The following is a 23,938-nucleotide window of genomic DNA, read 5'->3' on the forward strand; positions in this document are numbered from 1 at the left end:
CACCGTGCCGCCTGAGGAGATCCGCTCCGGGAGGTGACGGCGCTGACCATCACCTACGAGCCGGTCCGCACCATCGCGGACACCGTCCCGCACCCGCACCGCACCCTCGCGGGCGAGCTGCTGCGCTGGTCGGCGCACGCCTTCCGGCCGGACTGGAAGTACAGCCCCGAGCAGTGCCGCATCCTGGCCCGCTGGTACGAGCTGCGTGACGACGCCGTGCCCGAGGACCCGAACGACCCCGAGACCTGGGGCCGGGCCTTCCGCTGGGAGTCCGGCACCCTGCGCCGCCTGAAGGGGTGGGGCAAGGACCCGATGATGGCCAGCGTCTGCGCGATGGAGTTCGTCGGCCCGTGCCGCCTGGTCGGCTTCCGGCCCGACGGCTCGCCGATCGGCGGCCCGCCGCAAGAGGCGTGGGTCCAGATCTTCGCCACGGCGGCCGGCCAGAACGTCAACACAATGAGCGCGTTCTCCACGATCTTCAGCCAGGCCGCGATCGACCGGTACGCGATCAAGCTCGGCCAAGAGGTCTGCTACGCGAGCCAGACCGACACCGACGGCCGCCAGTGCCGACTGGAGGCGAAGGCGTCCAGCTTCCGCGCTGCGGAGGGCGGGCGCCCATCTCTGGCACTGCTCAACGAAACGTGGCACTGGGTGCAAGCCACCGGGGGCCCCCGCCTGGCAGCCACCATTCGGCCCAACGCCACCAAAGTTGGCGGGCGAACGATGGAGATCACCAACGCCCCCGTGATCGGCGAGGAGTCGGTGGCCGAAGGCACCTGGTACGCCTTCCAGAAGCAACGCGACGGGGTCAACCGCGACGCCGGTATCTACTACGACTCGGTGGAGGCCCCGGCCGGGGTCGACCTCGCCGACGAGGACCAGCTGCGCGCCGCGATCCTGTGCGCCCGGGGCGACTCGGTGTGGATCAACCCCGACCGCGTGATGAAGGACATCTGGTCCGCCTCCACGTCCGAGGACGAGTCCCGCCGCAAGTACCTCAACCAGCTCAGCTCACACGATGACGCGCTGGTGGACCGCGACACCTGGGACCTGGCCACGGTCGAGCCAGCCGATGGAATACGGCCGGGTGAGAGAATCATTCTGTCATTCGATGGCGGCAAGACGGACGACTCAACAGCACTGCTGGCCATGCGCGTTCGGGACAAGCTGGTCCAGAGAATCGCGCTGTGGGAGAAGCCCGACGGCCCGGCCGGCAAGCACTGGGAAGTCGACGGGGCCGAGGTCAACGACATGGTCGGCCACGTCTTCCAGAAGTACACCGTCACCGCGTTCTTCGCCGACGTCGCCGGGTGGGAGTCCTACGTCGCCGACTGGTCGGAGAAGTACGGCAAGCACCTGCTGATCAAGGCGTCCGGGAAGTCGACGGTCGGCTTCGACATGCGCGCCAACCAGCGCGAGATCACCACCGAGCACATGGCGCTCGTCGGGGCGATCGAGACCTCCGCCCTGCCCCACGTGCGCGACTACTCGCTCACCCGGCACACCCTCAACGCGCGCAAGAGGCCCAACCAGTACGGGATCTCGTTCGGCAAGGAGTCGCGCGAGTCGAAGCTGAAGGTCGACCTGTACGCCGCGATGGTGATCGCCTGGATCGCCCACCGCCGCCTCACCGAGAGCGGCAAGCTCAAGCCGCAGAAGCGGCCCGGAACGCTACAGACCCGAGGAGGGTTCTGATGTCCCTCCCCGCCGTCCTGACGCGTGCCCGCCACGCGAAGGGGCTGATCGACCGCGACCAGGAGCGGCTGAACCTGGTCGACCGCTACGCCCGGGGCCTGCACCGCGCGCCGTGGATGCCTGCCAAGGCGAACAGCGAGTTCAAGGACCTGGTGAAGCGGTCGATCGTGAACGTCTCCGGCCTGGCGGTGGAGGCCCCGCTGAACGCGCTGCGGGTGCAGGGCTTCCGCAAGCCGGGCAGCGGTGAGAACGCCTTCGAGTGGAAGTACTGGCAGAAGAACCGGCTGGACGAGCGGCAGAACGCGGTTCACCGCGCCGCCCTCACCAGCGGGGCCGCGTACGTCGTGGTCACCCCCGACCCGCGCCGGGGCCGCCGCGAGCCGCTGATCCGCGCGTACGACGCGATCAGCACCGTGGCCGTCTACGCCGACCCGGCGTGGGACGAGTTCCCGGTGTACGCGCTGCACGTTCCCGAGCAGCAGCCCGACGAGCACCGCACGCTCGCATACCTGTGGGACGACGTCGCGCGCCACACCGTCGACCTGGACGCCGAGCCGGAGGCCGCGGTGCTCGCCACCGAACCGCACGGCATGAACGTCTGCCCGGTCGTCCGGTTCTCCCCGGCCGTGGACCTTCGGGGCCGCACCCGGGGCCTGGTCGAACCGCTCGTCACCTCGCAGGACCGCCTCAACCAGCAGACGCTGTCCCTGCTGCTCAACGAGCACTGGGGCGCTCACGCCATCCGCTACGCGACCGGCCTCGCGCCGTCCGAGCGCCTGGACCCGGAGACAGGTGACCCGCTGCGCGATGCGGAGACGGGCGAGCCGGTGTACGACGTGCCCTCGCTGGACCCGTCCACGCTGCTGATGGCCCCGAACAGTGACGCCAAGTTCGGCCAGCTCCCGGCCATGCCCACAGCGGACCTGCTGAAGTCCCGCCGTCAGACCATCGAAGAGATCATGGGCCTGGCCGATGTGCCGCCGCACTACCTCGCCGGGTCGAACCTGGTGAACTTGAGCGCGGACGCCCTGGCCGCAGCGGAGACCTCGTTCAAGAGGTTCCTGTCCACGCTTCAGGACTCGCTGGGCGAGTCGTGGGAGTCGGTGTTCCGGCTGTGCGCGCTCGCGGCCGGCCGGGGCGAGATCGAGCAGGACGAGAGCCAGGTCGAGTGGGGCGAGAAGGCAACTCGCAGCCTCGCGCAGGCCGCCGACGCCATGGTCAAGCTGATGCAGCAGGGCGTCCCGCTCAGCGTCGCGCTGCGCAAGGTGCCGGGCTTCAGCCAGGCGGACATTGACGAGGCGGTGAAGGCCGCCGAGGAGGCCGCCCGCAAGGCGGAGGCCGCCGAGGCCGAGGCCCTGAAGCAGCAGAAGGAGGCGGGCGGTGGTGTGGACTCCAAGGTCCGCCGAGATCCTTCGGGCGGTGGCCGCGTACCAGCTCGCGCAGCAGGCGCTGGCCGGTGAGTTCGCCGCTCGCTGGGCCGAGGCCCTGGCCGCCGTCGAAGCCCGGGACCTGGCCGACTCGCTGACCGTACTCGAAGCCGAGTACGCGGCGGCGATCCGCGAATCCGCGGCGGCCTCCCGGGTGCTATCGGTCGCCTTCTACCGGCTGGTCCGCGCACTGGCGACCGGCCGTGTGATCGGAGGCCCCGGCTACCGCCCGGGTGCCTCGCTCGGCTCCCTGTGGGCCGACTTCAACAGGGCCACGGGCAAGCGCACCGGCACCGGACCGCGCGAGCCGCTGCCCGTGGACACCCGCAACCCCTTCCCCGCCGAAGACATCGCCCGCGAGACCGACAGGGTGGAAGAAACGTTCCGCCACCAGGTCGCTGACCGCGTCGCCAAGCACGAGCGCGAGCGCAAAGGTTCGGCCGCGCTGGACGACGCGGAGCTGGTGGCCTGGGAGCGCGAGTTCCTGGAGTCGCTGAAGACCGGCAGCGCCGGGGCGGGCGGGATGCTCGTCCAGGACGGCGGCCGGGACGTGATCCACACCGCCCTCCAGGACGACCCGGGGGCGCTCGGCTACTACCGCAAGACCGACAGCTCCCCCTGCCACTTCTGCGCGCTGATGGCCTCGCGCGGCGCGGTCTACAAGTCCAAGCGCACGGCCGCGTTCGGCGCGCACCCGCACTGCCACTGCCAGGCCGTCCCCATCTTCTCGCGCCGCTACCAACTCCCAGCCGAGAACGGCAGGTTCAGCCGGATGTGGCGCGACTTCGGGGGCGGGTCGCTGGCGGACTGGCGCACCTACTACAGCAAGACCACGAAGACTTAGGAGAGACGTGCCCGAGACCCCGACGCCCGACACCCCGACCCCGGCCGAGGCGATCCCCGGCGGCGTGGTCCACCCGGACACGCCGCCCGCAGCTCCGGAGCCCGAGGGCCCGCCCGCCGACGGCGGTCAGGAGAGCCCGGCCCCGGTCCCGGCGGAGCCGGACTACAAGGCGCTGTGGGAGAAGATGCAGGCCGACCTGGCCGCCACCCGCGAGCGCTCCGACGAGGCCGGCGTCGAGGCGGACGAGCTGCGCGCCCAGGTGGCCCAGCTCCAGGAGCAGGCCCTTCGGGACCGCATCGCCGCCGAGTACGCCCTGCCGCCGGTCCTCGCCGCGCTGGTCCAGGGCGGTGACGAAGCCGCCGTGCGCCAGCACGCGGAGGCCTTGGCCGCCGTCGCCGCGCCCAAGCCGTTGATGGGTGCCGGCGGGCTGACCCCGCACTCCGAGCCCGACCCCTACAAGGGCCTGGCCGAGAAGCTGCGCCAGCGCCGTTTCGGCATCTGAGCCACCCCCACCCGCACTACATGAGGCCGCCCTGCCCCGGGGCGGCCTTTCGTCTCCCCGAGGAACAGCGCTATCTCTCTCAACCCCGCACGTGCCAACGCCTTCCAGAACCCCGACAAGCTCATTGGCCAGGCTCTCGCGAACCTCAAGGACTCCGTGGTCCTGGCGGGCATGTTCGACCGCCGCCCGGCGTCCGAGTTCATCAACGCCACCGGTCAGGTGCTCTCGATCCGCCGCCCCGCCCGTCTGAAGGGCGCGGAAGAGGCCATCGACGCCAAGAGGAAGTTCAACGACACCTCGACCTGGATCCAGTCGGAGAACCTGAACGAGGGTCTTCTCACGGTCAAGATGGACACCCACGCCTACTCCGCGGTGGACCTCTCCGACGCCGAACTCACGCTCGACCTACTGTCCTTCGGTGAGCAGGTGATGGTCCCGCAGATCGACTCGGTCACCGAACGCCTTGAGAACAAGGTCGCTAGCGCGATGACCGAGTTCCCCGAGGTGGCGAGCGCCGCGAAGATCCCGGTCGACCTCACCAAGGCGGCCGGCGACGAGCAGGCCGGCCGGATGATCCGCAAGGCGCTCGCCCGCCTGCGCGTCCAGCTCAACCGCGAGAACGTCCCCGCTGAGGGCCGGACCGTCGTCCTGGGCTCCGAGGCCGCGTTCTACCTGCTCAACGACCCGAACATCCTCAAGGCGAACGAGCACGCCGATGGCGGCGCGGCCCTGAAGGAGAGCACCCTCGGGCGTATCCACGGCTTCCGCCTGGTGGAGTCCACGAACGACAAGCTGAACCCGCTGGGTCTCTACGCCTTCCACCGCAGCGCGATCCAGCTCGTCTCCGGTGCTCCGTCCGTCCCGGAGTCCGCGAAGGGCGGCCGGCAGTCGGCGGACGGTTTCTCGCTGAGGTGGATCAAGGACTACAACAGCGGCGCGGCCATGGAGCGGAGCTTCCTCTCCTCCTACTGGGGCGCGACCCTGGTCACCGACCTGAAGAAGGGCGAGACCAACTGGCAGGACCCGAAGAACCTGGTCAAGGTGCGCGGCGTCAAGGTCACGTTCACCGGCGAGCCGGTCGCCGCCAAGACGGCCGACTTCGCCCTGGCCGCCTGACCGGGGCCGTGGCGCTCGACGTCGCCGACCTCTTCAAGCGCCTCGGCCGCCCCGCCCCCGAGCCCGGCACACCGGACTGGGAGCGGGCCAGCGCCGCACTCGAAGACGCCTTCTGGGTGATCACCGCGCAGGGCCACCCCGCGTGGACCCCACAGCGCCACCCCCCGGTGATCCGCACCCTGGCCCTGGCCCTCGCCGACCGCCGCTTCCGCAACCCCGAGGGATACGTCCAGGAACAGGCCGGAGAGGTCTCCTACCGCATGCCCGACGGCTCGCCGATGGGCCTTGCCCTCACCCGGGGCGAGGTCGCCCTGATCGAGCGGACGGCAGGCCGCGGTGGTCTCAAGTCCGTTCAGGGCCGCCGCGAGGCGGTCTCGCGGGGCCTGCGCACCGGCTACCCGTTCCCGGACCCCGAGGACTACCGGGGTGCCGCGTGAGCCTGCTGGAACGCGGACGCACCCGGGTGACCGTCCACACCGTCCGCATGGTCGATGACGGCTACGGCGACCGGCGACCGGCACCCGGCCCGAGCAGCACCTACTCGGCGTGGGTCCAGCCGGTTGGCGACGCCGCCGGGTGGCGGGCCCCGGTCGGCGCTCAGGTCGGCTGGTCCCCACCGGTGCGCCGCAAGGTGGTGTTCCCGCCGGACACCGTGATCGACAAGTGGTCCGCCGTCTCCTTCGAGGACCCGGGCGACCCCGGAACCCGCTGGGCCGTGGTCGATCCGCCCCGCGCCCACCACGGCGCGTCCGACCGCATGCGATTCGTGACCGTGATCGTGGAAGGCGGTGGGCAGAGTGGCGGAGATCCGGCCGGACTGTGACGCCGTGGTCGCCGCCCTGCCCGGCGTGATGGGCGCGCTCAAGCTGGAGGCCGAGGAACGAGCGGCCCGCGTCGTCGCGAAAGCCAGCCTGCACGTCGACACCGGCGAGTTCATCGCCGGGATCAAGGTGCGCCGCCACGCCAAGGGCTACGCGATCGTCAACCTGGACCCGCTGGCCGCCCACAAGAACTGGGGCGGCTGGAACGAGCGGGCCGGGCGTCACGTGGACGGCATCCACGCGATGGAGGCCGCCTTGTGGTGACCCCGGAGCCGTACCTGATGCCCGACTCCGAGCGCATCGTCCTGGACGCCCTGCGCACCACCCTGCCCGGCATCCGGTGCGCGGTCTACCTGCCCACCGACTGGCAGTTCGCCCTGCGCGAGAGCGGCGGCCTGGTGATCGCCCGCCGCGTCGGCGGCGTGATGCGCGACAAGAGGCACATCGACGAGGGCATGTTCGTCGTCCAGACCTACGCCACCTCGCGCACGGACGCCTCCCTGCTGGCTCGCCGCGCCCGCGCCGGCCTGGTCCGCCTCACCTTCGAGCAGTTCGGCAACGCGGACGGCTACCTGTCCCGCTTCCGGGAGGCCACGGGGCCGATCATGACCACCGACCCCATGACCGAGGCCCAGCCGGACTTCTACCGGTTCTCCGCCAACTACATGATCGCAACAAGGCCCCGCTGAGGGCCGGAAAGGAGTCAGCATGGCTGACGACTCCCCGGTCCTGGTACCGGGCACCGGATACATCTACGTCGCCTCCCCGGGCACCCCGCTGCCGGACCTGAAGGCCGGGTGGGACCCGAAGGACTCGACCAAGTGGGGCCCGAACGGGCTGACTTGGAAGAGCATCGGGAACACCTCGCTGGACACCGGCATCGAGATGGCCGTGGACGGCGACGACCCGGAAGTCCTCGGGAGCTGGCAGTCCAAGAGCCTGAAGACGACCGACCCCGGCAAGACGTACTCCGTGGCCATCGCGCTGGAGGACTTCACGGCCGAGTCGTACAAGCTCTACTACGGCACCGACAAGGGGCTGGACTCCAAGGGCCTGTTCTCGATCCCGACGTCCCCCACCGCGCAGAACCGGGCGCTGATGATCGCTGCGGTGGACGGCGGCAAGGCGGTCGTCTGGCACTACCCGCGAACGTCGATCATCGGCGCGGACGCCGTCAAGATCGACCCGGCCGCCCTGACCGAGATGCCGGTCAAGGCCACCGTCGTGGCCCTCAACCAGGCCGCCCCGCTCGGCACGGTCAGCCCCGTCTTCGACCTGGCCGCCGGCCTTCAGCCCGCAGCCTGATCAGGCCCCTTTCCGACCTCTCCATGCGCCGCCTGAGGTGCTGGCTCCCGCCACTGCCGCAACTCGTCCCGGAGCTTCCGAAGCGCCTGGCTGGTGACGATCGTGTCCTCGCTAAGCGACGGAATCCAACGCCTGAGAACAGCCCGAAGGATGAGCACGACGGCACTGACGGCCACGCTGATAGGTGCCAGCCACTCCGGAACCTGCACAACAACTCCTCTGATCTCAAGGCAGATCGGGAGTTGACCTGGCCATATGCAGGACTCGACCCGATCTACCGCATGCGGTAGACGAATCGAGACCTTCCGGCGCAGGTTCTCGGGTGGATGACGAAGCACTGGCTCCGGCATCCTGCGGCACTGATGGGCCGCTGCCCTTTCGGGCACTCACCCTCACACAACTGTGAGGTACGGAAGAAGCACACGCATCAAGTGCCCGGCACTGAGATGCCACTTCTTCCATGCTGAGCCCCCCGCCGCTGAGCGGCAGTGGGTGAGGGGCCGTGATGGGCCTCTCTCTACTCAAATTCTCTGACTCCTAGTCATCACTGTCAACCCGTTCCGAACGAAGCTGTTTTCTTTCGCTTCACCGTGAGCACCACCCTTGGAGACTCCCAACTTGACCACCCTGGACTTCGCCGACCTCAAGGCCGAGGCCGAGCGCAAGCACACCGGCAAGGGCCTGAAGTTCATCGCCGCAGGCGGCAAGAAGATCCGGCTGCGCCGGATCGAGGCCCTGCCCGGCGGCGACCTGAAGTCGGCGCTCGCCCTGCTGGACATCGTGCAGTCCGAGAAGGTCAGCAACGAGCGGCGCATCGACGCCATGACGGGCCTGCTGGTCGCGGTCGCCTCCGACAAGAAGGCCATGCGCGAGTCCGTGGACGCGCTGCCGCTGGAGCAGACCATGACCGTGGTCGAGCGGTGGATGGAGCTGGCCGCGCCGGGGGAAGCTCCGGCCTGATCGGGCTGCTGGACAAGCACGGCGCGGAGATCACCGCCGACCTGCGCCGCTTCTGCGGCGTGGACGTCCTGGACTTCATCCGGGGCCGGCACTCCGCTCGCCTGATCCTCTCCCTGATCGGGACATTCCCCGACGACTCGGCGACGCTGGCCGCACTCCGCGGTGGCCGTGAGGCGCTGGGCTGGGATGCCCGGACCTACGTCCTGGCGGACCTGGTGGACGCCGTGCAGGCGCTCACCCACGTACAGGTCGCCAAGGCTTCGAAGAACCCTCGCACGGTCGAGCGGCCGAAGCCGTATCCGCGCCCGTACGCCAAGCGCACCGGCCGGCCGACCGGCACAAGCCCCTTCGCCGCCGCCCTCCAGCGCGAGGTCGGCGAAGGCGGCGGCATGGTGCTCGCCGAACCGTTTGCCCCTCTTGCAGAAACGTTCCGCCTTCCGGCGGCCGTGCTCGCGCGCTCCAACGCGCCAGAGCGGCCCGCGCCGGTCCGACTCACGTAGGAGGTGAGCCTGTGGCCGGTCCCGGCGGCAAAGAGGTGGGACGCCTCCATGTGCGCGTCCTGCCGGACACCGACGGCTTCCGGGACCGCTTGAAGCGGTACCTGGAGATGCTGGAGCGCTACACCAAGCTCTCCGTCAAGCTCGACCTTGACACCACGGGTGTGAACGCCCGGCTGCGGGAGCTGACCCACGACCACCAGGTCAGGGTCAACGTCTTCGCCGACACGGCGGAGGCCGCAGCCCGGATCGCGGCGCTCACCCGCGAGCGACGAGCGAGGGTTCGGGCGGACGCGGACACCGCGCCGGCCGAGGCCCAGATCCGGGCGTTCACCGGCCGCCGCTGGCGGCTGGGCATCAACGTCCACCTCGCCAGAGGCGGACTCGACCGGATCAAGTCCGGTCTGCGGGAGGCCGGTTCGGGGGCCGCGGAGGTCGCCCGCAACTTCGGCCGGCTGTTCACGCTCTCGATAGAGCAGACGGCCTCCGCCCTCCAGGGCATCGGCTCGGGCATCAGCTCGGCCGCACAGGGCACGCTCGGCATGGCGGCGGGTTTCGCCCAGTCCGCCGCCGCAGCAGCACCGCTGCTGGTGCTGGTCACGGCCATCGCCTCGTGGGTGACGGTCGTCGCCTCCGGACTGGTCGGCGTCCTGGCGCTGGCGGCCCTGCCGGTCCTGCCGCTTGGCCTTGCGGCCATCGCTGCGGCGGGCAACATGAAGGACCTCGGCAAGGCCGCCGAGGACGCGATGACCAGCGCCTCGAAGGCGCTGCAACCCGCAACTTCCGCCATCCGCAAGGAACTTGGCGGTTCCGTAAAGGATGTCACGGCCTGGTTCAAGCAGGCCGAACCGCAGTTCAAGGCGTTTTTCGACGCCGGGGCGCAGTACGTCCGCCCCATGGTGAAGTCGGTCACCGCCTTCACTGACACGCTCTTCCCGAAGTTGACGGCGGCGATGCTGTCGCCCGGGATGCGGGCGTTCACCGACGAGTTGCCCAAGGCGCTCGTCGGCATCGGGGCCAGCCTCGGTCTTTTTTTTCTTGTCCTGGCCAACGGGGGCGACCGGCTCAAGCTGGTCCTCGGCCCCCTGGTCGGTGTCCTGGACGCGGTTCTCCAGGGGCTCGCCTCCCTGGCGGTTCAGTTCTCGCCCGAGATCGCCGCGTCGATCTCGTGGTTCGCGGACACCCTGCGCCAGTTCTTCCAGGTCTTCAAGGACAACGCCCAGGCCACGGCCGCCATGATGCGGTTGGTCGACCTGGGCTTGCGAGCCCTGGTCGTCGGCTTCGACATCACGATGACCGCCTGGAACGCCCTGGCGGTCGCCGCCGTGGCAGCCTGGCACGCCGTCCAAGCAGCCTGGGACGGACTGACGTCCGCCACCTCCGCAGCCTGGTCCGCCGTGACCTCGTGGACGGCCTCGTGCTGGTCGTCCGTGACGTCCACCGTCTCCTCGGCGGCCAGCGCCGTGGCCTCTGCCGTCTCGACCGCCTGGAGAAACGTTTCTTCTTGGACTTCCAGCACCTGGTCGTCCGTGACCTCCTGGACCTCGTCGGCCTGGTCGTCCGTGACGTCCGCCGTCTCTTCGGCGGCGTCCTCCGTGGGCAACGCCGTCTCGACAGCCTGGCGCAACGTCCAGTCGTGGACGTCGTCCGCCTGGAACTCCTGTGTCAACGCGGTGACTTCGGCCTGGTCGAACATCGCCAGCGGCGTGTCGTCCGGGATCTCCACGGTGGTCTCGTACGTCTCCAGCCTCCCGGGCAAGATCCTCGGCGCGATCGGCGACCTGGGCGGCCTCCTGTACGACAAGGGCAAGTCGGCGATCCAGGGCCTGGTCAACGGCATGAAGTCGATCAGCGTCGGCGGCATCGTCTCCGGCATCGTCGGCAGCCTCAACCCCTTCAAGGCCAGCGCGCCCGCTGCCGCCCCGGCCGCCGCGCCGCGCTCGCTGATGGCCGCGCCGATGGCGGCCTTCGCCATGCCGACCGCCCTTCGGGCCTCCGCGTACGTGAGCCCGCTGGAGCAGGCCATTCGCCCGGTCGCCACGGGGCTTCGCTCGCTGGACTCCTACGGCTACGGCCAGCGCGCCGCAGCCGGGCTGCGCCATCCGGACACCGCTTCCAAGGCGGGCCGGGAGCGCTACGGCCCGCGCATCACCGTCAACGCCACCACCAACGCCAACCCCCACGAGATCGGCAAGCAGATCGCGTGGGAGCTGAAGACCTCGGGGAGGTAGCAAGATCGGGGCTCTCTCCCCACCTTTCATCGGCGACGTCACCTCCACCAGCGCCCGCGTCTTCTTCGAGAAGACGGCAGGCGCGTGGACGGACATCGAAAGCACCAACACCACCACCGGCAAAGCGCATTACGACGCCGAGGACCCCACGTGGCCGGGCTCGGCCGTCATCGGCGACGGCGGCCCGCTGGGCGACGACCCGCCTCTGGAACCGGACACCGAGTACCGGGTCCGCTACCACAGCACCGGGGACGGCCTGGACGCCTGGTCGGAGGCGGTCACCTTCCGCACCCTGCCGGTGCTGCCACCGCCGAAGCTGCCGAGCATCGGCCCCCAGCCCAGCGCCCACAACCCCTACACCGGCCAGCCCTGGACGGCGACGTGGGGTGGGCTGCTGCTCGGTGAGGGATCATCCGTCGTCCTGGAGGAGGTGGCCGGCCTCCTGGACGCACCCGACGTCCGCAGCAGTGACGCCGAACTGCTCCAGCGCGACGGCCTGACCCCGGGCACCGACTACATGGGCGCCCGCACCGTCACCCTGACCATGCTCGCCCTGGATGACCACGAACTGCCCGCCCTGCTGGCCGCGTTCGCCCCCGGCGGCGACGAGCGGCCCTTCGAGTTCGCGTTCCCCGGGGTGGCCGGCGGGAAGGCCCGGATCATGGCCCGGGTCCGCAAGCGCAACGTCACCATCGACCGGGACTTCCACGCCGGCCGCCGCCGCGCCACGGTCGAGCTGGTGGCCACCGACCCCCGGCTGTACTCGGCCGACGAGGCGACCGCGACCGTAGCGGTGGCCGTCCCCCGGGGCGGCCGGCCGATCTTTCCTTTGACGTTCCCCTTCGACATGGGCACCGGGCCCACCGCCCGAGCCGCGCCGGACATCACCAATGCGGGCTCGGTCGACACCTGGCCCGTCATCCGGCTCACCCCGCGCACCGGCGAGATCCGCGACCCGTCGCTGACCCTCGTCCACGGCGGCGACCGCAAGCGCTTCGCCGCCAGGGGGCTCCGGGTCGGCCGGGGCGACGCCCTGGTCGTCGACATGGGCCGCCGCCGCATCACCCTCAACGGCGCATCGCGCTTCGGGCAGGTCGACCAGGCCTCCACCTGGTTCTCCGTCCCGCCCGGCGCAAGCACCCTTCAACTCGACGTACTGGAAGGCCCCGACGGGGTCACGGCGGACGTGCAGTGGCGCTCCGCCTGGATGTAAGGACCCCTCTCTCTTTGGCTGTTGAACTCCGCGCCCCGCTCTTCATTCAGCAAGGCAGGTACGACGCGCTTGATCTTCGGACGATGATCGGCGGAACCCGGGGCGCCCACGTCGGCGTGTCCGGCCCCACCGCCCTACTGGTCGAGAAGGTCGACCACCCGACCCCGCGCGTGTCCGTCGCGGCGGGCTCGGTATGGCTGCCCGACGACGTCGCCGTGTCCCACAAGGGCGCCGTCCACTTCGCCAACCTGGACTCGTCGATCCAGCTCCAGTGCTCCACCCCAAAACCCGGTGAGGCCGCGCGCGCCGACCTGGTGGTGGCCTTCGCCGACCCGGACAGCGCCCCGGCGGGCCCGCTGCTGATGGACATCCGCACCACCGCCGACCAGTACATGCAGCCGGTCACCTACGCCTCCGACGGCACCCCCTACGCCACCGCGGCCTCCGGCACGCAGGTGACCAAGGAGGGCGCGCGCGGCTGGTCCATCGCCGTCCTCGCCGAGTCAACCCCGGGTGCGCAGGACTGGCCCGTGCCGTCCAACTGCATCCGCCTGGCCGTCGTCAGCATCTCCAAAACCGGGATCACCGGGATCGAGGACGTGCGCTTCGTGCCCGCCGGGCAGCTCGACACCACGCCGCTGCGCCACCTGCGCACCGCCGGTGCTCAGGGCGTTGCCCAGGCCGCCACCGGGGCCCCGGCCGGCTCTCTGGTCTACGACTCGGCGAGCACCGCCCTGCACAAGGTCACCGGCCCCGGCACCACCGCCCCCCTCGTCCCCGGCGCGGTCCGGCTGGACGCCGTCTACCAGGCGGGAGACGGATCGTGGGGCGACGACGCCTGGCACGTCTTCACCGCTCCGGCGGCCCCCTACCCCCGGCTGGTGACGGTGTCCTTCGAGGCGACCTACCGGGGTGAGTTCGGCGAGGGCTGGGTCATCCCGATGCTCGTCGGCCACGGCGAGCGCCGCCGCGCGGGCCGCCCGCAGTACACCAGGGCCGGTGACACCCACGACGCCCGGGGAAGCGCCACCATCCGGGTGCCCGCCGGGGCACCGCTGGACGTCTCCGCGACCTGCGCCCCGGAGTACACGCTGAACAACAACGTCAAGCTCACGGCCGCCTGGACGTCCTACGCCGACGCCGTCGTCACCCTGGCGGCCTGATGGCGGGCGACAACGGCTACCGCGTGATCCTCTCCGAGTTCAAGGGCGGCGCTCTGCTGGCCGAGCTGCCCGTCTCGGGGCTGAACTACCGCTCCATCCTCAACGCCCCCGGGGCCGCCAGCTTCACCGTGCCGCTGAACGCCGAGCCCCTGGAGGGACTGGACTGGTCGCTCATCTCGCCGTGGCGCATCATCGCCCACGTCCAGCGCGGCAGCCGCGTCCTGTGGGGCGGCCCGCTGCTGACCTGGTCCGTGGACCTGGCCGCCGAGGAGATGACGCTCGGCTGCGTCGGCCTGTGGGACTACTACCGCAGAAACATGATCAACCTCGGGTACAGCACCGGCACCACACCGCGCGAACAGACCACCATCGCCCGCGAGTTGATCCAGCAGTTCGCCGACACCCCCTCACCCGTCGCCCCCGGCCGCCCCGGCTACTGGGGCAGCAACGGACCCGGCGCACTCACCTTCGACCCCGACCTGAACACCATGAAGCGCGAACGCACCTACCCCTGGTTCGAGTGGAAGAGCGTCGGTGAGGCCGTCGAGCAACTGGCGGGCGTGATCAAGGGCTTCGACTTCCGCATCGACCACGACTGGGACGTGGACGCCCACGCGATCCGCAACCGCTTCCGCTTCCTGTACCCGGCCGGGGGCGAGGCGACCGGCATCGTCCTGGAGCACGGCACCAACTGCACCGTCACCTCCGTGACGTCCGACGGCGATCAGATGTGCACCGAGACTGGCGTCAACGGCGCGGGCGAAGGCTGGGGCCAGCTCAAGAGCTGGTGGTACAACGGCCAGCTCGAAACCGAGGACGGCCGCCGCATCCCCCGCCTCGCGTCCATCGCCACGAACAACTCCGTGGTCAGGACCGAAACGCTCACCGCGCAGGCCGAGCGCATGACCGCCGTCGGAGCGTTCCCCCTCATCGTCCCCGAGATCACACTCCACCCGGGCGGCGAGTACACCGCCGCCGAGCTGCGCGTCGGCCACAAGATCCGCGTCCGCGCCCGCACCGCCCGCTGGCCCGGCATCGACGCCGAGTACGTGATCCAGGAAATCAACACCAAGGCCTCCCGCAGCGGCGAGGAGACCACCCTCACCCTCGTCCCCGTCACGATCTTCGAGCGCGTGGACGACTGGGTGAAGGGCGAGCTGGAGATGGCCGCATGACCGTCTACGGCCGGCCGACCCTGGCGGACGAGTTCCAGGGCATCGACACCCGCCTGTCCGCGATGGAGCGCACCGCAAGCGCGCTCGGCGCGGTACTGCCCATGACCCCCTACCGCCCCGGCCTGGACGTGGGCACCACCTGGCGCGCCGCCGCCACCATCCCGACGGCCGGCATCGCCCACCCCGTCCTGCGCCTGGACTGCCGCGTCTCGGCCAAACAGGGCGCAGGCGTCTGGCTCCGCCTGTTCGACGTCGACAAGGCCCGCGCGGTCACCACGCAGTGGCAGTACACCGGCGACGCGCTCAACAACGGCTGGGCCCGCTTGGACTGGATCTTGCCGACCGGAGGCGGCCAGCCCGGCGAATGGCAGCGCCTCCTCCTCCAGACCCGCACCGACGTCGAAGGCGGCGGCACCGTCGACCCCGGCATCGCCATAGCCCTCCCGTTCAGCCAGGCACCCCAGGCCACCGAAGCCGGCACCTGGACCCCCGTACCGATCCCACCCGGCTACGCCTGACCTCCACATCCCTGCCCCTACCCACGCGAGAAGACCCGGCACACGTGTGCCGGGTCTCTCCATGTGCGTAGGTGGTCCAGCTATGCCCAGAAGGACTTACTTATCTCCCGCGAAGCAATGATCACCGAGGCCCTGCGGTGGGCCGACCAGAACTACCGGGGCGGCCTCAGCCCGAACGGCAAGTACTACGACACACCCTTCGGGACGTGGTACGGGCTCAACCATCAGCCCTTCTGCGACATGTTCGTCAGCTGGTGCGCCGACAAGGGCGGCGAGGCCGCAGCGGTCGGCCGGTACGCCTACTGCCCCTCCCACGTCCAGGCATTCCGCAACAAGGGCCAGTGGTACGCCCGCGACGCCGCGTTCAAGCGCGGCGACATCGTCTTCTTCAGCTGGGACGGCGGTCCCACCGCCGACCACGTCGGCATCGTCCTGGAGGACTCCGCCCCCGGCCAGCAGGTGAAAACCGTGGAGGGCAACACCGCCCGCACCTCCGGCGCGGGTCAGGGCTCCGGCGGCTGCGTCGCCCGCAAGACCCGCCCTCGCTCGGTCGTCCTCGGGGCCGGCCGCCCCGCCTTCACCTCCGGCGGCACCACCACCATCCCGTCGACTGGTCAGGCCGTCACCATCAACGGCCGACCGTACGGCCCGGGTTCGCGCGGCGAGCACATCACCGAGATGGGCCGCGCCCTGGTCCGCGCGGGTTGCTCCCGCTACACCCAGGGCCCCGGCCCCGTGTGGGGCAGTGCGGACACCGAGAGCTTCCGTGCCTGGCAGTACAAGATCGGCGACACCGACAGCGCCGACGGAATCCCCGGCCCCAAGCAGCTCGCCCGCCTCCTCACGGAGTTCGGTGACGCCCCCGCGCCGCAGCCGCCGGCCACCCGCACGATCACCGTCCGCCGGGGCATGACCCTGGGCGGCATCGCCGTGGCGCTGGGCACCACGGTTGCCGGGCTGCTCTCCCTGAACCCCCAGATCGACAACCCGGACCGGATCACCGAGGGCCAGCAGATCACCGTCCCCGCCGCATCCGCGTCGGCGACCGCCGCCCCGGCAACCCCCGCACCGGAGCCGACCGAGACCCCGGCCCCCGTCGAGCCCGCGCCGACCGAGACCCCGCAGCCGACCCCGAGCCCGGACCCGCTGCCCACCCCGGCCCCGGGCGCGGCCACCCACACCGTCGCGGCGGGCGACACCCTGTCCGCCATCGCCGCGCGCTACGGCGTCGGCCTGGACGCCGTGGCCAACGCCAACCCGCAGATCACCGACCCGGACCGCATCGAGGTCGGGCAGGTCGTCAGCCTGCCGACCGCCCCGGCCGGAGCCGCCGCGCCGCCGGTCCACACCGTCGTACCCGGCGACACCCTGTGGGACATCGCCGCGTGCTACCGCGTCACCCTGGAAGCCCTGGTCGCCGCGAACACCTCCACCGTGGCGAACCCCGACCTGATCTTCCCAGGCCAGGACATCGTGATCCCGGACGGCTCCGCCCCGGTCCCGCGCCGCCCGGCCGCACCGAAGACGTCGAAGCCTGCCGCTCCGACGCCGGAGCCCGACGCGGCCACGCCGGCCGGACCGAGCACCCTCCCGGCCCCGCCGGTCGAGGAGAGTCCAGCCCCGAGCACCGGCTACTCGAACGACCTGGCCGGGTGGATCGAGGAGGCCCGGGACATCCTGCGCGCGAACGGCGACCCCGTCCCCAGCGCGGCGGCGATCGAGCACCGCGCCATGGTCGAGTCCGGCGGCAACCCGGCCGCCGAAAACCACTGGGACAGCAACGAGGCCCTGTACGGCGGGACGTACGGCCTCCTCCAGACCATCCGGCCGACCTTCGACACCTACTCACTGCCCGGCCACCGCGACATCCTCAACCCGGTCGACTCGATCATCGCCGGGGTCCGCTACGCGAACGCGACCTACGGCTCGTTCGAGTCGATCGCCTGGAACGCAGGGGGCTACTGATGGCCCGAGATGAACAGCTCGGCGGCGTGGTGATCGGACCACGCGAGATCTACGACGAGCTGGTGGGCGTCCGGGAGGACGTCCGCTCGCTCGCCCAGAGCCGCGACACCGTGGACGCGGTCCTGGAAGACCACGAGGACCGCGTCCGCGCGTTGGAACGCTGGCGTTACGGCGTCGTCGCCTCCGGGCTCGCCGGAGGCACCGCACTGATCACCGATGTCGTCGCACGGCTGAAGGGCTGACCACCATCGAAGAGCTGAAGATCTGGATCACCGAGAACCCGGTGAAGGCGCGGTCGGCCGTCATCGCTGCGCTGACCGCGCTGGGCACCGTCGTGCCCAAGCTCGCCGGAATCCAGACCAACGAGGCCGTCATCGGCCTGCTGCTGACCATCGCCACGATGGCCGCCGGCCACTCCGCGGGTAAGCGCGTCGTCACGCACGCCACCGATGCCGCCAACAGCGAGGCCGCCCGCGCGGCGGCCCTCGCCGAGTGCTGCGACTGCCCCCACCCCGCCCCGCAGACCGTCTCCCCGCCGCAGGGCGACGGCATGAAGAGCAAGCGCTGAACCGGGCCCCGGCTCGTCTTCGGACGGGTCGGGGCCCTTTCCTCGTTCACGGGGCCCGCGTGGTGGAATGGGTGGCGGGCGTCGTTGGTTGCACAACGGCCCCGTCGATCGAGAGGAACCCATGCCCCGGAAGAAGCCGACCCCCGGCTGGCAGGAGGTCCCTGGCGCTCAGGGGTTGATGGACAAGGCGCTGCCACTGGCTGTCGTAGCAAAGGAGACGCGCGACTGCGGCCCTGTCGCAGAGGTCGTGCTCCAGACAACGCTGCTGTTCAAAACTCCGAAGGGCCTGCCCGACCTGCGCCGTAGCGGGGGGCTGGCGCGGGCATGGATGGCGGACCTCCTGGACGCCATCGGGTTCGCCCCTCCACGGCTTGCCCCCATGGACGAACGGAAGAAGGTGGCGAGAGAGCGGGAGAGTCTGGCCCAGGCAATCCGCGAAGCCCTCTCCCCGGCCCGCGTCACCTTCATCCGCCAACTCGATGACCACCCCGAGGAGCGGGAACGCCTCTTCCCGGGTTTCTCCTCCTCCGACGAGATCTTCGAGTACTACAAGATCATCCCGAAGGCTCAGCGAGAGATCCGGATCGCCCGCTACAACCGCCGGATCTCGCTTCAGAAGCTCGGCGCCCTCCTGTCCGCCGACGAGCCCACCATCGCGCCGGCCGACGGCGCAGAGGTGGTCCACGCAATCCACCGGCTTGCTACCGCGCTGGCTCCGGACCTGTTCGACGGCGCGGATGCCAGGTCGGAGGAACTGCTCCGTCAGGAACTCGCCGAGACCCGTGCGGCGCTGCTCGCGCTGGAGGAGTCCCTGGGCTGACACCCCGGCTCCCCGGGCCCCGTCTTCCCCACCCCGGGGAGGGCGGGGTCTTTTCGCGTTCCGGGGCCGTCGGCGCGGTTGTTAACCGGCACGTCTAGACGGTTGCGGAGGAGTGCACCGGGTTGTCCGGCACTCGGCCGCCGGGCCGGTTGTTAACCGGCGGGCCTAAACGGTTGCGAGGAGGTGTGCCGTGAAGAACATCGCACTGATCGGCCGGGCGAGGTCCGGCAAGGACACGGCGGCCTCGGTCCTGGCCGGGTACGGGTACGTGAGGCTCGCGCTGGCCGACCCGCTGAAGGTGATGGCGTACGACGTCGATCCGGTGGTGGGCACCGAGCTGCTGGGCGTGAATGCCCCGGTCCCGGTCCACCTGGCCGACGCGGTGGACCGCTACGGCTGGGAGACGGTGAAGGACCGGTTCCCAGAGGCTCGGCGGTTCCTTCAGCGGCTCGGGACCGAGGGCGTGCGCCGTCACGTCGGCCCCGGCTTCTGGATCGGGCACCTGCACCGCGCCGCCGCAGCGGCCGGCGGGCCCGTCGTGGTCACCGACGTGCGCTTCGACAACGAGGTGGACGCGCTGCGCTCGGCCGGGTTCGCGGTCTGGTTCATCGACCGGGGCGGGGCCGACGGCGACCACCCGAGCGAACAGCTCGGCCCCAAGCACGCCGACCGGACCGTCCCGAACACGGGCTCCCTCGCCGCCTTCCACACCCGAATCCGCGAAGCCCTGGAGGCCACCGCATGACCCTGCGCGACCGCATCGACGCGATCGACCGCACCGCCACCGCAATCGAGAACATCGTCTTCATCTACACCCCCGTACCGGACCCGCTCACCCCTGACGAGCGGGAGACCGACGAGCAGGCGGCGAACGCCCGGGTCGAGGCGGAGGTGCCCGGCTTCTCGGACACCCTGCCGTCGCTCGCCACCGCGGCCTGACGGCCTCTCACCCTTCGGCCCGTCCCGATCCCCGGGGCGGGCCTTTCCCATGCCCAGCCACAGAGAAGAGAGAGAGCATGTCCGAAGGCGTCCGCACGATCCACCAGAAGGGCTCGCGCTACTACGTCCACCCCGAGTCGGGCGATCTCGCCCCGTCGGTGACGAGCATCCTGTCCATGGAGGCCAAGCCCTTCCTCCAGACGTGGTCAGCGAGCATGGCAGCTGAGTGCGCCGTCACGGACCTGGAGGTCGTCCAGCGCATTGCCGCCCGTGACCGCCAGGCCGCCGTCGACTTCCTCACGTACTCGGCCAAGCGCTACACCAAGGTCCGTGCTGACGTCGGCAGCCTTGTGCATGACTTCTTCGAGCTGCGGCTGCGCGGCGAAGAGGTGCCGTACCCGCACCACGACGTGGAGCCGTACGTGCCGCACATTGAGGCGTGGCTCGACCGCTACCAGCCCGAGCTGCTGTACGCGGAGGACGTGGCGTGGTCGCGTGAGCACCAGTACGCGGGGAGTTTCGACTTCATCGTGAAGATCAACGGCAAGACGATCCTGGGCGACCTGAAGACCGCCAAGTCGGTCTACACCTCGGTTGCCTCGCAGCTCGCGGCCTACGCCCACGCGGACGACCTGATCACCGTGGACCGCGCGATCCAGGCGTTCCCGAAGGTCGACGCCGGGGCTGTGCTGCACATCACCCCAGCCCGCGCGGAGTTCCGCCCGGTGAAGATCGACCGGGACATCTTCGAGCGCTTCCTCACCCTTCGCCAGCGCTTCGCGGACGACCGGGCCTCGGACGCCGGGATCATCGGCCGCGTCGCCTGGTCCAACGATGCCGGCCGTCAGACGGGCACGGCGCGCCGCGCCGCCTGACCCGGGTCTGTTAACCGCCCCGGCTCACTCTCCACGAGGCCGGCGACCGGGGTTGTTAACCGCCCCGACTCAACCCTGGCGAGCACGGTTGTTAACCGCCCCGGCTCACTCCTGGCGAGCACGGAGAGCGGGGTTGTTAACCGTCCCGGCTCGCCCCTAGTGAACCCGGGGCCGCCCTACCTGTGGCCCCTCCTCCCGACAGAACGGATGCCCTTGAGCGACGCACTCGACAACATCTTCAACAGTGACCCCGAGCTGGCCGAGCACGCGGAACGCGCAGAGGCCGCCGCCCGCCCGGACCTGGCCGGCGTCTTCCGCAACTACGAGGCGGCCCCCGACGGCGGTTTCCCGATTGCCCAGCACGAGTGGATGGTGACCAGCGCGCTGCCGTCCACCGCCGAGGCCGTGGCGGAGCTGCTGGGCGGCACCCCGTACGAACGGGAGACCGAGGCCGAGGACGCCATGGCGGTGAAGACCGACGCCGACCGGGTGGAGGTCGTCATCTCTGGCCCCGACGCCGTGCGGATGGACTTCAAGCAGTGGGTGAACGGCAAGCTCGCGCACCACTGCGACACCCGCCAGTTCCTCAGCCCGCCGGAGGACGTCGGCGTGCCGTGCCGCTGCCCCGGCACCATCGCCGAGCTGCGGGACCGCGCGAAGGCGGAGCGGGGCCCCAAGCCCAGCATCGAGATCGACTTCACGCTTCCCCACGCCATGGACCTGGGCCGCTTCCGGTACAAGTCCTCGGGCTGGTCGATGATCGCCGACCTGCCCGCGCTGAAGGGCGCGCTGGCCCGCTCCGGCGGCCCGTCGCTGGCCCACCTCATCAACGAGCGTGTGCAGTACACGAGCAAGGCGGGCCGGGACGTCGACTACCAGAAGGCCACGGTGAAGGTCATCAAGCCGTACGAGCTGGCGCTCACCGACACCAAGGCCACGGCCATCGAAGAGGAGCCGCCGTTCTAACGGCGCTCCACCACTAGCACCACCAGCGGGACCGGCTTCTTCGGAGGCCGGTCCCGCCCCGTTTTCCCTGGAGAGAGAAACCCGATGTACCTCTGCACCACCTTCACCGCCCACCAGCCGGCCGCCCGGACCAACAACCACCGCCACGGTATGCCGTGGGAGTCCGCCGAAAAGCACCGGCTCACGATGCTGCGCGCTCAGGGCGTTGCCTTCACGGAGATCGCCCGGCTGCTCGGCCGGACCGAGGCGGCCGTGCGGGCACAGGCGAACAAGCCCGCGCCCGGCGCGGCGGGTGAGCACCTGCCGAACATGCCCGGCAGCCGTATGCGCGGGGACGAGCTGCTGGAGCAGCGGGACCGCACCGGCCTGACCTTCGAGCAGCTGGCCGCGCGTGCCGGAATCCTCTCCGGCCCCGCCATCCTGTACATCATCGCGGCAGGCAAGAACCAGCTCTCCCCGCGCTACACCACCGCGATCAGGGACCTTCCCGACGCCCGCCGCACGGCCCCGGCCCCGGCCCCGAGCGTTCCCGCCGCGTCGCAGCTCGCCCCGGGCTTCGTCAACATCACCGTGCCGGAACAGCTGGCTGCCGCGTTCCAGGTGATCGTCCACGCGATGGGAGCCCAGCAGTGAGCGCCTGGGAGGCCGACGCCGAACTGTTCGGCAAGGCCGGAAGCAAGGCGTTCCTAGCGATGCTCGCCGCGCGCTGCGTGGAGCCGGGAACGGGACAGGGAGCCCGTGAACTTCGTGCCAAACGGCACGAAGTGAAGGTCTCGGCCAACGGATTTGCTAGGTCAGCGGGCAAGGGAGCACACACGGTGCACCGGTACCTCGCCACGTGGGATCTGCTCGCCTCGGCCGGGCACGTCCCGCCGCGCGATGAGCTGGCCCCGGGTGTGGACGTGGAGCTTCCGGCCGCGAAGACGTGGACGGAGTTCTACCGCAACGCGAACCCGCCGAAGCCGAGGGCCGAGAAGCCGGAGGACGTGACGCTGGAACAGGCCGAGGCCGAACTCGCCGCCGACCCCACGGCGCGCCTGGTCCCGGTGCCCCAGAGCCGTCACGTCAGCACCTACTTGCAGCGTATGAAGCACGCCACCGAGGACATTTTCGACCGCGCTCCCGATCCTGTCGCGGACGCGGTGATGCGCCTGGTCGATTGCCTGGAAGCCCTGAGCAACCCCGACCAGACGAACCGCGCCTACCTGCACAGCCTGGACGCCGTCGCCGAGCTGGCCGCAGCCTTCGCAACCCCCCGATGAGGAAGGACCCCGTGCACGCCCCCACCCCCGCCGGGCCGATCCCGGCCCGCCTGGTCAACGTCCTGCCCGGTACCGACCGCGCGCAGGAGATCATGCGCCTGGCGTTCCGCGAGTCCCCGCGCCCGCCGTCGGCCGGCACCCGCAACTCGCAGGCGAAACTCACCGAGCGCAAGGTCTACGCCATCCGGCGCGCCGCCGATCTGGGCGCCAGCCTCTCCGCCCTCGCCGAGGCGTTCGGCATCTCCGAGCGTGCCTGCCGCCACATCGCGCGGCGGACCTCCTGGGCTCACCTGCCCGAGGAGGGAGTGGCCCGTTGACCGACTACTCCACCCCGCTGTGGAAGGTCCGGCCCGAGGAGCGCCGGGCCTTCCTGCACGGCCGGGCGCGGGCGCTGGCCGCCGACGGCGCGTCCGCCGCCCGGCTGTTGCGGGCCTCGGATGCCGCGCACACCGCCGACTTCCGTGAACCGCGCCAGGGAGAGGGCGAGACATGACCTACCGCATCGGCCTGGGCATCGCCCCGGCGCTCGGCGACCTGCGCCTCGCCGGGTCCGGCGACCTGCTGCTGTTCCTGCACGACGCCCGGCAGCGCCCGGACTTCTCCCGCTACTGGGAGGCCGCCGGCCTGGCGGTCTTCCGGGGCGCTGCCCTGACGGTGGTGGCCGCCTAGTGGCCAACCGCTCGAAGGCGAAGGGCACGGCCTGGGAGTCCGCAGTCGCCGACTACCTGAATGAACAGCTCGGCCAGTACCGGCCGGACTGGAAGGACGGCGAACGCGCCGTCCGATGGAAGGACCCCCTGGACCCGGACAACGTCCGACGCAACGTCCAGGAGGGCGCGGCGGACATCGGGGATCTCAACGTTCGCCCTTTCTGCGGAGAGAACAAGGCCGAGCGTTCGTACGACCTGGCCGCCTACGTCCGCCAGGCCGAGGCCGAGGCGAAGAACGCCGGGATGCCGTTCGGGGTCGCGTACGTGAAGCGGCCCCGTGCCCAGGTCGAGGACGGGTACGCCGTCACGTCGATCCGCACGCACGCGGCGATCGTCAAGGCCCTGCGGGAGGCCGGTTACTAACAG

Annotated in this window: 31 protein-coding genes; all 31 read left to right on the plus strand. The window is 70.7% G+C overall.

The window, feature by feature from the left end; all coding sequences use genetic code 11:
- Nucleotides 1–33: 33 nt before the first annotated feature.
- The 31 genes from ACFVHI_RS18980 to ACFVHI_RS19130 all read left to right on the plus strand — a co-directional run bounded on the left by ACFVHI_RS18980 (nt 34) and on the right by ACFVHI_RS19130 (nt 23,935).
- Nucleotides 34–1,695: a terminase gene (locus ACFVHI_RS18980; protein WP_380340793.1), complete on the plus strand. Its 1,662-nt coding sequence runs from the start codon at nt 34–36 to the stop codon at nt 1,693–1,695.
- Nucleotides 1,695–3,155 carry a phage portal protein gene (locus tag ACFVHI_RS18985; RefSeq protein ID WP_380340796.1) on the plus strand — a complete coding sequence of 487 codons (1,461 nt, stop codon included), beginning with the start codon at nt 1,695–1,697 and terminating at the stop codon, nt 3,153–3,155. The genes ACFVHI_RS18980 and ACFVHI_RS18985 overlap by 1 nt, the downstream gene beginning before the upstream one ends.
- Nucleotides 3,115–3,966 (plus strand): hypothetical protein, encoded by an 852-nt coding sequence (locus tag ACFVHI_RS18990; protein ID WP_380340799.1) that lies wholly within the window; start codon nt 3,115–3,117, stop codon nt 3,964–3,966. The genes ACFVHI_RS18985 and ACFVHI_RS18990 overlap by 41 nt, the downstream gene beginning before the upstream one ends.
- 7 nt (nt 3,967–3,973) lie before the next feature.
- Complete coding sequence (locus tag ACFVHI_RS18995) at nt 3,974–4,468, plus strand: hypothetical protein (RefSeq protein ID WP_380340802.1); 495 nt, start codon at nt 3,974–3,976, stop codon at nt 4,466–4,468.
- A gap of 123 nt (nt 4,469–4,591) precedes the next feature.
- Complete coding sequence (locus ACFVHI_RS19000; RefSeq protein WP_380340919.1) at nt 4,592–5,584, plus strand: P22 phage major capsid protein family protein; 993 nt, start codon at nt 4,592–4,594, stop codon at nt 5,582–5,584.
- Between the two features lie 8 nt (nt 5,585–5,592).
- Nucleotides 5,593–6,021: a hypothetical protein gene (locus ACFVHI_RS19005; protein WP_380340805.1), complete on the plus strand. Its 429-nt coding sequence runs from the start codon at nt 5,593–5,595 to the stop codon at nt 6,019–6,021.
- Nucleotides 6,018–6,407 carry a hypothetical protein gene (locus ACFVHI_RS19010; protein WP_380340808.1) on the plus strand — a complete coding sequence of 130 codons (390 nt, stop codon included), beginning with the start codon at nt 6,018–6,020 and terminating at the stop codon, nt 6,405–6,407. Before ACFVHI_RS19005 ends, ACFVHI_RS19010 begins: the two co-directional genes overlap by 4 nt.
- A complete protein-coding gene (locus ACFVHI_RS19015) occupies nt 6,382–6,669 on the plus strand; it encodes a DUF5403 family protein (protein WP_380340811.1) in 288 nt (95 codons plus the stop codon). The genes ACFVHI_RS19010 and ACFVHI_RS19015 overlap by 26 nt, the downstream gene beginning before the upstream one ends.
- Entirely contained in the window at nt 6,666–7,094 is a 429-nt protein-coding gene (locus tag ACFVHI_RS19020; protein WP_380340814.1) for a hypothetical protein, read from the plus strand. Before ACFVHI_RS19015 ends, ACFVHI_RS19020 begins: the two co-directional genes overlap by 4 nt.
- 19 nt (nt 7,095–7,113) lie before the next feature.
- Complete coding sequence (locus ACFVHI_RS19025; RefSeq protein ID WP_380340816.1) at nt 7,114–7,710, plus strand: hypothetical protein; 597 nt, start codon at nt 7,114–7,116, stop codon at nt 7,708–7,710.
- A 618-nt stretch (nt 7,711–8,328) separates the two neighbouring features.
- Entirely contained in the window at nt 8,329–8,670 is a 342-nt protein-coding gene (locus ACFVHI_RS19030; RefSeq protein WP_380340819.1) for a hypothetical protein, read from the plus strand.
- Entirely contained in the window at nt 8,631–9,170 is a 540-nt protein-coding gene (locus ACFVHI_RS19035; RefSeq protein ID WP_380340821.1) for a hypothetical protein, read from the plus strand. Before ACFVHI_RS19030 ends, ACFVHI_RS19035 begins: the two co-directional genes overlap by 40 nt.
- A gap of 35 nt (nt 9,171–9,205) precedes the next feature.
- A complete protein-coding gene (locus ACFVHI_RS19040) occupies nt 9,206–11,398 on the plus strand; it encodes a hypothetical protein (protein WP_380340824.1) in 2,193 nt (730 codons plus the stop codon).
- 298 nt (nt 11,399–11,696) lie between these two features.
- Entirely contained in the window at nt 11,697–12,611 is a 915-nt protein-coding gene (locus ACFVHI_RS19045) for a phage distal tail protein (RefSeq protein ID WP_380340827.1), read from the plus strand.
- 83 nt (nt 12,612–12,694) lie between these two features.
- Complete coding sequence (locus ACFVHI_RS19050) at nt 12,695–13,774, plus strand: hypothetical protein (protein WP_380340830.1); 1,080 nt, start codon at nt 12,695–12,697, stop codon at nt 13,772–13,774.
- Complete coding sequence (locus ACFVHI_RS19055; RefSeq protein ID WP_380340832.1) at nt 13,774–14,949, plus strand: hypothetical protein; 1,176 nt, start codon at nt 13,774–13,776, stop codon at nt 14,947–14,949. Before ACFVHI_RS19050 ends, ACFVHI_RS19055 begins: the two co-directional genes overlap by 1 nt.
- Entirely contained in the window at nt 14,946–15,467 is a 522-nt protein-coding gene (locus ACFVHI_RS19060; RefSeq protein WP_380340835.1) for a hypothetical protein, read from the plus strand. Before ACFVHI_RS19055 ends, ACFVHI_RS19060 begins: the two co-directional genes overlap by 4 nt.
- 117 nt (nt 15,468–15,584) lie before the next feature.
- Complete coding sequence (locus tag ACFVHI_RS19065) at nt 15,585–17,432, plus strand: LysM peptidoglycan-binding domain-containing protein (RefSeq protein ID WP_380340838.1); 1,848 nt, start codon at nt 15,585–15,587, stop codon at nt 17,430–17,432.
- Entirely contained in the window at nt 17,432–17,674 is a 243-nt protein-coding gene (locus ACFVHI_RS19070; RefSeq protein ID WP_380340841.1) for a hypothetical protein, read from the plus strand. The genes ACFVHI_RS19065 and ACFVHI_RS19070 overlap by 1 nt, the downstream gene beginning before the upstream one ends.
- A gap of 41 nt (nt 17,675–17,715) precedes the next feature.
- A complete protein-coding gene (locus ACFVHI_RS19075) occupies nt 17,716–18,000 on the plus strand; it encodes a hypothetical protein (RefSeq protein ID WP_380340844.1) in 285 nt (94 codons plus the stop codon).
- A gap of 178 nt (nt 18,001–18,178) precedes the next feature.
- Entirely contained in the window at nt 18,179–18,820 is a 642-nt protein-coding gene (locus tag ACFVHI_RS19080) for a hypothetical protein (RefSeq protein ID WP_380340847.1), read from the plus strand.
- Between the two features lie 190 nt (nt 18,821–19,010).
- Nucleotides 19,011–19,565, plus strand: coding sequence for a hypothetical protein (locus tag ACFVHI_RS19085; protein WP_380340850.1), 555 nt, complete (start codon nt 19,011–19,013; stop codon nt 19,563–19,565).
- Entirely contained in the window at nt 19,562–19,759 is a 198-nt protein-coding gene (locus ACFVHI_RS19090) for a hypothetical protein (RefSeq protein ID WP_380340853.1), read from the plus strand. The genes ACFVHI_RS19085 and ACFVHI_RS19090 overlap by 4 nt, the downstream gene beginning before the upstream one ends.
- 77 nt (nt 19,760–19,836) lie before the next feature.
- A complete protein-coding gene (locus ACFVHI_RS19095; protein ID WP_380340855.1) occupies nt 19,837–20,634 on the plus strand; it encodes a hypothetical protein in 798 nt (265 codons plus the stop codon).
- A gap of 213 nt (nt 20,635–20,847) precedes the next feature.
- Entirely contained in the window at nt 20,848–21,600 is a 753-nt protein-coding gene (locus tag ACFVHI_RS19100) for a hypothetical protein (RefSeq protein ID WP_380340858.1), read from the plus strand.
- A gap of 84 nt (nt 21,601–21,684) precedes the next feature.
- Nucleotides 21,685–22,233, plus strand: a complete 549-nt coding sequence (locus ACFVHI_RS19105; RefSeq protein WP_380340861.1) for a hypothetical protein — start codon at nt 21,685–21,687, stop codon at nt 22,231–22,233.
- Nucleotides 22,230–22,862 carry a hypothetical protein gene (locus ACFVHI_RS19110; RefSeq protein WP_380340864.1) on the plus strand — a complete coding sequence of 211 codons (633 nt, stop codon included), beginning with the start codon at nt 22,230–22,232 and terminating at the stop codon, nt 22,860–22,862. Before ACFVHI_RS19105 ends, ACFVHI_RS19110 begins: the two co-directional genes overlap by 4 nt.
- A gap of 11 nt (nt 22,863–22,873) precedes the next feature.
- Nucleotides 22,874–23,179, plus strand: coding sequence for a hypothetical protein (locus ACFVHI_RS19115; protein WP_380340866.1), 306 nt, complete (start codon nt 22,874–22,876; stop codon nt 23,177–23,179).
- Nucleotides 23,176–23,355: a hypothetical protein gene (locus tag ACFVHI_RS19120; protein ID WP_380340869.1), complete on the plus strand. Its 180-nt coding sequence runs from the start codon at nt 23,176–23,178 to the stop codon at nt 23,353–23,355. The genes ACFVHI_RS19115 and ACFVHI_RS19120 overlap by 4 nt, the downstream gene beginning before the upstream one ends.
- Nucleotides 23,352–23,531: a hypothetical protein gene (locus ACFVHI_RS19125; protein ID WP_380340872.1), complete on the plus strand. Its 180-nt coding sequence runs from the start codon at nt 23,352–23,354 to the stop codon at nt 23,529–23,531. The genes ACFVHI_RS19120 and ACFVHI_RS19125 overlap by 4 nt, the downstream gene beginning before the upstream one ends.
- The gene (locus ACFVHI_RS19130; RefSeq protein ID WP_380340875.1) at nt 23,531–23,935 is read left to right on the plus strand and encodes a hypothetical protein; all 405 of its coding nucleotides are present in this window, start codon (nt 23,531–23,533) and stop codon (nt 23,933–23,935) included. Before ACFVHI_RS19125 ends, ACFVHI_RS19130 begins: the two co-directional genes overlap by 1 nt.
- Nucleotides 23,936–23,938 lie beyond the last annotated feature (3 nt).

Origin of the sequence: Kitasatospora sp. NPDC127121 (genome assembly GCF_042677305.1) — a bacterium.
GTDB lineage: Bacteria > Actinomycetota > Actinomycetes > Streptomycetales > Streptomycetaceae > Kitasatospora.

Coding starts and splice junctions, on each gene's coding strand:
- ACFVHI_RS19090 (WP_380340853.1), top strand. CDS start 19,562: ATGACCCTGCGCGACCGCATCGACGCGATCGACCGCACCGCCACCGCA.
- ACFVHI_RS19055 (WP_380340832.1), top strand. CDS start 13,774: ATGGCGGGCGACAACGGCTACCGCGTGATCCTCTCCGAGTTCAAGGGC.
- ACFVHI_RS19060 (WP_380340835.1), top strand. CDS start 14,946: ATGACCGTCTACGGCCGGCCGACCCTGGCGGACGAGTTCCAGGGCATC.
- ACFVHI_RS19065 (WP_380340838.1), top strand. CDS start 15,585: ATGATCACCGAGGCCCTGCGGTGGGCCGACCAGAACTACCGGGGCGGC.
- ACFVHI_RS18985 (WP_380340796.1), top strand. CDS start 1,695: ATGTCCCTCCCCGCCGTCCTGACGCGTGCCCGCCACGCGAAGGGGCTG.
- ACFVHI_RS19105 (WP_380340861.1), top strand. CDS start 21,685: ATGTACCTCTGCACCACCTTCACCGCCCACCAGCCGGCCGCCCGGACC.
- ACFVHI_RS19070 (WP_380340841.1), top strand. CDS start 17,432: ATGGCCCGAGATGAACAGCTCGGCGGCGTGGTGATCGGACCACGCGAG.
- ACFVHI_RS19080 (WP_380340847.1), top strand. CDS start 18,179: ATGGACAAGGCGCTGCCACTGGCTGTCGTAGCAAAGGAGACGCGCGAC.
- ACFVHI_RS19125 (WP_380340872.1), top strand. CDS start 23,352: ATGACCTACCGCATCGGCCTGGGCATCGCCCCGGCGCTCGGCGACCTG.
- ACFVHI_RS19050 (WP_380340830.1), top strand. CDS start 12,695: ATGATCGGCGGAACCCGGGGCGCCCACGTCGGCGTGTCCGGCCCCACC.
- ACFVHI_RS19095 (WP_380340855.1), top strand. CDS start 19,837: ATGTCCGAAGGCGTCCGCACGATCCACCAGAAGGGCTCGCGCTACTAC.
- ACFVHI_RS19025 (WP_380340816.1), top strand. CDS start 7,114: ATGGCTGACGACTCCCCGGTCCTGGTACCGGGCACCGGATACATCTAC.